Source organism: Kribbella pittospori (genome assembly GCF_004331465.1).
GTDB lineage: Bacteria > Actinomycetota > Actinomycetes > Propionibacteriales > Kribbellaceae > Kribbella > Kribbella pittospori.
Window position 1 is genome coordinate 21482 of the sequence record NZ_SJKB01000038.1, and the last position, 6000, is coordinate 27481.

Here is a 6000-nt window from a genome sequence, read left to right on the forward strand (position 1 = left end):
ACGTCATGGCTGCCGCAATCACATCGGCGGGCGTGGTCGGCGCAGCCGGACTTCGGTCCCCTGTGCCGTCTCCGGGGCGTTCCGTCAGGACGCCGTCCTAGGCGAGATCACCAGCACCAACGCGAGAGACTAGAGCGCATCGACCGCGCCAGCCGGCTTGGGCGGGCTCGATGAATTTGAACACCATGGCCGGCCACGGCGGCTGAGCCGGACGTGCAAGCGCCGGCCTCGCGAAGGATCTCGTCGATCACGCTGAGCGGGCGCTGGGCGGCGCCGCCATCAGTCTCGGGAGCCCTAGTGTTCCGTAATTCTGGGTTCTTTACTTCGTGTTGTTGTCGACGAGTTTCTTGATGTTGGTCTGGACGAGCCGGACCTTGGCGAGGATGTCGTCGGCGGTTGCAGTCCAGGCGAACGGCTTGGGGTTGGTGTTCCAGTGCTGGTGTAGTCGTGGATCTGGCTGATGAGGATCCTGACCGAGCTGAAGGTGCCCCGGCGGATGGCTTGGCTTGGCGGGTGATGATCGAGAACCAGTTTCTCGATCTGGTTGATCCACGACGATCCCTTCGGTGTGAAGTGGAACCTCACTCGCGGGCTCTGTGTCAACCCGCTCGTAGATCGCGCCGACCGTCGGTGCGACCATGCAACCCAACGCGAACAGCATGACGGACAGCGCGGCAACCGAGAACGTGGCGAACACGCAGCCGGTGACGAGCACCCCAGTAGGAGAGTCCGGCGCCATACGTAGGAATCTCGACGATCTGGCAGCGCACCGCTGACCAGACCGCCGCTTAGACTGCCGAACGCCACCACCGTCTCCAGCACACCGGCGATCAAACGATTGCGGTGTACTTCGGCGAAGGCGACCATCCCCAGCGACAGCGACGCGAACCCCATGGCCAGGCAAGTGAAGGTGAACAGGAGCGGCAGACGATACCGATGGACGACCAACTGCTGCGCGGTCGGTCGAGACTCGCCGGCGTCGGCGGACAACGACGTGCGCGACCGCTGCTTGAGGCCGAACCACCAGATGGCCGCAGCGGCTGTCACTGCACACGTCAACAGACCGATCCGTGGACTGGCGAAACTCACAGCGAGCGCACCGAGCAGCGGGCCGACCAGAAAGAGCAGCTCCTGCGCGGTCGCGTCCAGCGCACAGACCGCGCGCAGACGCGCACCTTGCAAAGGACAGGCCAGCTCGCCCGCAGTGCCTGCATGACTGGGGGGACGAACAGTCCGGTCAGAACGGCCGCGGCCGGCAGCAGGCGGAACCAGCTGTCCGGCAGCAGGGCCACGACTGCCGTCAGCCCGCCCCAAGCCGTGCCAGCACCAATCACCACACGCCGGGCTCCCCTGCGGTCCGCCATCCGTGACCACGCCACGCTCGCGACCGCTGTGCCGACCGAATAGGCGCCCACGACAACACCAGCCCAACCGAAGTTGCCAGCGGCATCTTTCGCCAGGAACGACAGCGGCACCGCCACGGCCATCACCGGAAGCCGCGCGACCAAGGCCGAGGCCAGCAGCACCATCACCCCGTGGGTCTGCCAGAGCTCGCGGTACGCCGTTAGGTTCATACGCTGCGTCCGTCCCAGACAATCCGGGCGAAAGGCCAGCCCACCCTTCGCGGATGGTTTAGGAAAGCGGTCTCTTCGCTGGTCCCATCTCCCAGGTTCGTAATCGGTTCGCACCCAAGTTGCAAGGCAGGACTCAGGACCTATCCACGGGACGAGTCGTCCAGGCCGCTGCGGAAGCCTTCGCGCCAACTAGGCCAGGATGGACGCCAGTCGAGTTCATGTTTCGCCTTGTTGTTGGACGCGCCTCGGCCCTCGGTCATCCATCGCACTGCGACCTCTCCCGCCATGAGACGTCCGAGCCACCGCGGGACGCGCATCGGCGGCTTTGCGCCGACCGACTCCGCTAGGTAGGGCAACCACTCTGAGACCCGTGCGGGTTCGTCGTCGGTGATGTTGTAGACGCCCGGCCGTCCATGCTCCAGCGCAGCGACCGTCGCGGCGGCTGCGTCATCGATGTGGGTCCACGACCACACGCCTGCACCATCACCCACGATCGGGAAACGACGCCTGCGGATCAGCTCGACCAGGGAGTCGGATGCCCCAGGACCGTAAAAGTTCCCATAGCGCAGCACGATCCCAGCAGGCTCGGCCAGTGGAACCTTCTCATCGAGATACTTGATTGCTGCGAGACTCTCGCGTTGCATTGTCGCGGGATCCGGATCGTAGCCTGCAGCCTCGGTTGCGACCGGCCCGCCCGTGCGCGCGTTCGTCCATCCGGTATAGCTCTGGGCAATGAAGCGGCTGACGCCGGCCTCGCGCGCCGCAGCCAACAACGTATCGGCGCCCTCGGTACGCAGACGATTCGTCAAATGAAACCAACGGTCGAACCTTCGCAGATCCGATGGCCCTGCCAGCGCCGTCATCTGATGAACGATCACGTCCGGCCCGGCCGTGAACACCGCCTTCCTCAGCCCATCGCTGTCCAGGCCATCGACAACCACAGGCACAGCTCCTAACCCATGGAGCAGATCGACCTTATCGGGAGTGCGCGTCGTCGCCGTCACCGCATGGCCGGCCCTGACAAGCCGCGGTATCAACTGCCGTCCGATCGCCCCCGTGGCTCCTGCTACGAACACATGCATTGTCTGGTCTCCTCTCAGCACGTGACACCAGCGAGTACGACGTTCGCTCGCGAATGGCCACGTAGCTCCAACATCGATCGTCTGAAGGCGCCGATCAAGGGCCGATGGCTCAATCAACCGCGTAGCAACCCTTCACGATCAACAGACCAAGCGGACCAACGACCATCCGCAGCGATGCGCACGGGACCGCGTGGTGGAAGCCATGAGAGGGGGTGGGGGTCAGCCCGGTCGCATCGGCCAGGTCGGCCAGCAACCGCGACCCGGCATGCGAGGCGACACCCCATCCGTCGGTGGTCACCACGACCCTGGGGCGTCGTTGTAGTCTGCACCCACGACGTGCCTTCCCCATTGTCACATTCCGGACCCTCAGTAAGTCCAGAATCCCAAGCAGGTAAGGCACTTCGCCGCATCAACCGTACGTGTCGCCCCACGACATCACTCGCTACTGCAAAGCCTGGGCTAGCATCAAGCTGTGGACGATCTCACCCTCGTGAATGAACTGGCTGCCGCCGCTGTTACCCGAGCAACAATGTGGCTGGATGCCAGCAACGGCCACGACGATCATCAACTCACGCTACGGATCTTGAAAGTCACGGAGGAGGCCGGAGAAGCGGCCACGGCTTGGTACGGCGCCCTAGGGAACAACCCACGGAAGGGCATGACCCACACGCGACACGACGTTGCGCTCGAATTGGCCGACGTCGCCCTAGCAGCCTTCGTGGCTATCAAGAGTCTCGGCTTTGATCCGGCCGCCACCTTGCGCGAGTGCTCGACGAAGGTGATTGAGCGTCTTGACCCGGACCAGTCACACGAGTGACGGTCGCGATGTCCATTGTGGCAGCTTGAATCAGATCACGGCGGCTCGGGGCAAATCGCGACGCCCGGTCGACACTCCACCTGGCATAGGTGGCAGAGTGGCGCGGTGACCGAGCTCGCCAATATCCAACGCATAGCGGCTTACGGCCTCGCCGTCCGCTCCGACAGGGTGTTGCTGTCCAGGATCGTGCGCAGTGTCCGGGGCGGAGTCGGGCAATGGATGATCCTGGTGGCGTCGAGCACGGCGAGCACCCGGCCGAGACGATCGGCCGCGAGTTCCTGGAGGAGACCGGCCTGACCGTCACGGTCGGCGAGTTGCTCTACGTTGGATCCGATCGCAGGACCGTTCCACTCAAGGCCGGCATGGACGTCGTGGATCTACACACCGTCTTCAGCGTCTGCGCAGTTACCAGTGTCGTCGGCGAGATGCGTGCCGAACAGGACGGCAGCATGGACGCGCCCGCCTGGATCCCAATCGCTGAGCTCGCCCGTACACCACTGCTCAATACAACGAAGGAAATCCTGGACAACCTACTCTGCTGCCTGTGTTCTGCGGTCATTCCCGTCGGCCGGTGAGCGCCTGCCAGCGATAGCGCGCGGGTCCCCGACGTCGACACCGCGGAGCGAGAGGTGCTGGCGCTGGGAACCAAACGGCTACCCTCCGAGCTAGCGACGGCGGCCACCGCAACATCATCTGGACTCCACACAAGCCCCGGCATGATCACGCGGTGGCCGCTCCGCGTGGCGCCGCCACGCCGAAGATGCGAACTCCGGCTGCCGTACTAGGCAAGGAACTGATGATGAGAATCAAGAAGCCCGCGGCCGTGCTGGTGGCGGGAGTCCTCGGACCTGACGCGCTCCTGCATCTGTTCTTGGCCACGCCAGGCTCCAGCTGGCCGGCGTCCAACCTCACTGAACTGTCTCGCGGCCTACTCAACGCGGACGTGTCATTCGCGCCGCTGAACCTGGTCGTGATCGCGTCGATGCTGGCCGCCGCGGCCGTGCTGCTGCTCGCCCGTTGCGGAATGCTTGGCAACTCGGACGCCGACTTCCCGCCTGGATTCCGAAGGTCGGCTGAGTCGCGCTGACGGCGGGAGTGCCGCCTGGTCGCCGGCATCATCTGGGCACTAGGCATCGGAGCAGACACAACCAGCACCTTCTATCGGCTCAACGTCAGCGTCTACGCGCCGATGTGCGCCGTACTCACAATCGCTCCGATCATCGTTCTTCGAGCACCCGATGCAGCACTCGAGGAGAGGCGCCACCTTCTCGGTGCCCAAGCTCGGCTTCAGCCAGGCACCGACTCGATCGCCACACACAGTTGGGTCGGCACAGCCCGCGAGACCTCCGATCGCGATCGCTGACCAGCTTTCCCCCGTTATCGCGAGATTCCACCACATCCGGAGGTTGCGGCATGTGGGTCCACGACCAGGCGTATGAGCAGCCCCAAGTTGAATCGCGGCCGGACCAATGACTCACCGGCCGATGACGACAAACCGGTAGCCGACTCCACGACCCTTCAAGCTTTCTCGACAGGTCGTTACGACCTTGGCCTGATCGGCCATCGTCGCAGGAGGTGCCGTTTAGTAGCCTCCACCGCCACCACTGCCGCCACCCCCGGCGAGGGCCAGCAGGACAACTACCACAATCACGATCGCCACGACGATGGCGATCCACAGCGCCTTGCGTTGCGTCTGAGTAGTAGTCACGTCAGCATTCGCCTCCTCCTACAGTGCGCTCGCCGGGTTCTCTCCCATCGCGCAAATCCATGAGGTACGAGCACTAGTTCTCATACGCAGTCAGGCAGGATTCGGTTCACCCTCGCAGACATCCATACAAACAAGCTGCCCAATCGGCACTCTGGCGTCTCCGCCCCGGCGGAAGGGCTGGTCAGCCGCGGCGGCCCATCGCGCATGGCCGCCAGGACTGGCACCTGTCTTGCGCGACCCGCGCTTGCCTAAGGCCGATCTCACCGGCCGAAGGGACCCCAGTCGTAATGCCCGTAGACGTCCTCGTAGTAGTTGCTCTGCACAACGAGACAAGGGCCCATGAGCCACCTGCGCTCGCTCCGGGGAGACGTCCTCCGTAACGCGGCTGATCGCCTCGACCGGTACCAGCTGCATCCTCTCTCCGAGGCCGAAGAAACCGTTCGAGCCGACTTCCAGGAACCGGACTCGCCGCCCCCTCCTCGTCGATGACCAGCCCTCGACCTTGCCGACCTCGTCCCCCTTGCGATCGACCACCATGCGCCTACGCACGTCATCGGCCCGACCCGATCTGCCACGTCCAGCCCCGGATCTGTCAGCCGCACCAACGTATGCGAGGCCTCACCCGGCGTGAGTCGTCCGTGGCCACGATCCCCTGGGCCTGACCCGCTTTGACGGACATCCGAGGTCAGGAGGTTGTGCTCGGAAAGGATGTTCATCATGTGGGGTTGACCCGGTTCGACGGACACGGTTGGTGTGAGGTTGGTTCACGCTACCTGTTCGTGGGTGGTGGCTGGGGTTGATTCGAATGTTGCGGGGCTG

Annotated in this window: 9 protein-coding genes and 1 pseudogene; 3 read left to right on the forward strand and 7 right to left on the reverse strand. The window is 64.3% G+C overall.

The genetic code is table 11. The features are described from left to right. Positions 1–319: 319 nt before the first annotated feature. The 5 genes and pseudogenes from E0H73_RS47790 to E0H73_RS44900 all read right to left on the reverse strand — a co-directional run bounded on the left by E0H73_RS47790 (position 320) and on the right by E0H73_RS44900 (position 2954). Positions 320–739: a hypothetical protein gene (locus E0H73_RS47790; RefSeq protein ID WP_238164689.1), complete on the reverse strand. Its 420-nt coding sequence runs from the start codon at positions 737–739 to the stop codon at positions 320–322. A 14-nt stretch (positions 740–753) separates the two neighbouring features. Further along, positions 754–1089, reverse strand: a pseudogene (locus E0H73_RS48300) (MFS transporter); the annotation flags it as partial. Further along, complete coding sequence (locus E0H73_RS47795; RefSeq protein ID WP_238164690.1) at positions 1086–1574, reverse strand: MFS transporter; 489 nt, start codon at positions 1572–1574, stop codon at positions 1086–1088. The pseudogene E0H73_RS48300 and the gene E0H73_RS47795, both read right to left, overlap by 4 nt. A 140-nt stretch (positions 1575–1714) precedes the next feature. Continuing rightward, entirely contained in the window at positions 1715–2656 is a 942-nt protein-coding gene (locus E0H73_RS44895; RefSeq protein WP_131367352.1) for an NAD-dependent epimerase/dehydratase family protein, read from the reverse strand. A gap of 109 nt (positions 2657–2765) precedes the next feature. After that, entirely contained in the window at positions 2766–2954 is a 189-nt protein-coding gene (locus E0H73_RS44900; protein ID WP_165556164.1) for a hypothetical protein, read from the reverse strand. Positions 2955–3128: 174 nt separating this feature from the next. Between E0H73_RS44900 and E0H73_RS44905 the strand changes: the two genes are divergently transcribed. The 3 genes from E0H73_RS44905 (at position 3129) to E0H73_RS44915 (ending at position 4560) form a co-directional block, all read left to right on the forward strand. Next, positions 3129–3473, forward strand: a complete 345-nt coding sequence (locus tag E0H73_RS44905) for a MazG-like family protein (protein WP_202867922.1) — start codon at positions 3129–3131, stop codon at positions 3471–3473. Between the two features lie 215 nt (positions 3474–3688). After that, entirely contained in the window at positions 3689–4048 is a 360-nt protein-coding gene (locus tag E0H73_RS44910; protein ID WP_131367356.1) for an NUDIX domain-containing protein, read from the forward strand. Positions 4049–4200: 152 nt separating this feature from the next. Beyond that, positions 4201–4560 (forward strand): hypothetical protein, encoded by a 360-nt coding sequence (locus E0H73_RS44915; protein ID WP_131367358.1) that lies wholly within the window; start codon positions 4201–4203, stop codon positions 4558–4560. 495 nt (positions 4561–5055) lie between these two features. On the opposite strand, the gene E0H73_RS48205 is transcribed toward E0H73_RS44915, so the two are convergent. Both E0H73_RS48205 and E0H73_RS48615 read right to left on the reverse strand, forming a co-directional pair. Then, positions 5056–5181, reverse strand: a complete 126-nt coding sequence (locus E0H73_RS48205) for a hypothetical protein (protein ID WP_272949204.1) — start codon at positions 5179–5181, stop codon at positions 5056–5058. Positions 5182–5271: 90 nt separating this feature from the next. Next, positions 5272–5730 (reverse strand): PRC-barrel domain-containing protein, encoded by a 459-nt coding sequence (locus tag E0H73_RS48615; protein WP_420323459.1) that lies wholly within the window; start codon positions 5728–5730, stop codon positions 5272–5274. Positions 5731–6000 lie beyond the last annotated feature (270 nt).

Excerpts from the sequence above, each read along its gene's own strand:
- E0H73_RS47790 (WP_238164689.1), bottom strand. The coding sequence starts at position 739 with ATGGCGCCGGACTCTCCTACTGGGGTGCTCGTCACCGGCTGCGTGTTC.
- E0H73_RS47795 (WP_238164690.1), bottom strand. The coding sequence starts at position 1,574 with ATGAACCTAACGGCGTACCGCGAGCTCTGGCAGACCCACGGGGTGATG.
- E0H73_RS44895 (WP_131367352.1), bottom strand. The coding sequence starts at position 2,656 with ATGCATGTGTTCGTAGCAGGAGCCACGGGGGCGATCGGACGGCAGTTG.
- E0H73_RS44910 (WP_131367356.1), top strand. The coding sequence starts at position 3,689 with ATGGATGATCCTGGTGGCGTCGAGCACGGCGAGCACCCGGCCGAGACG.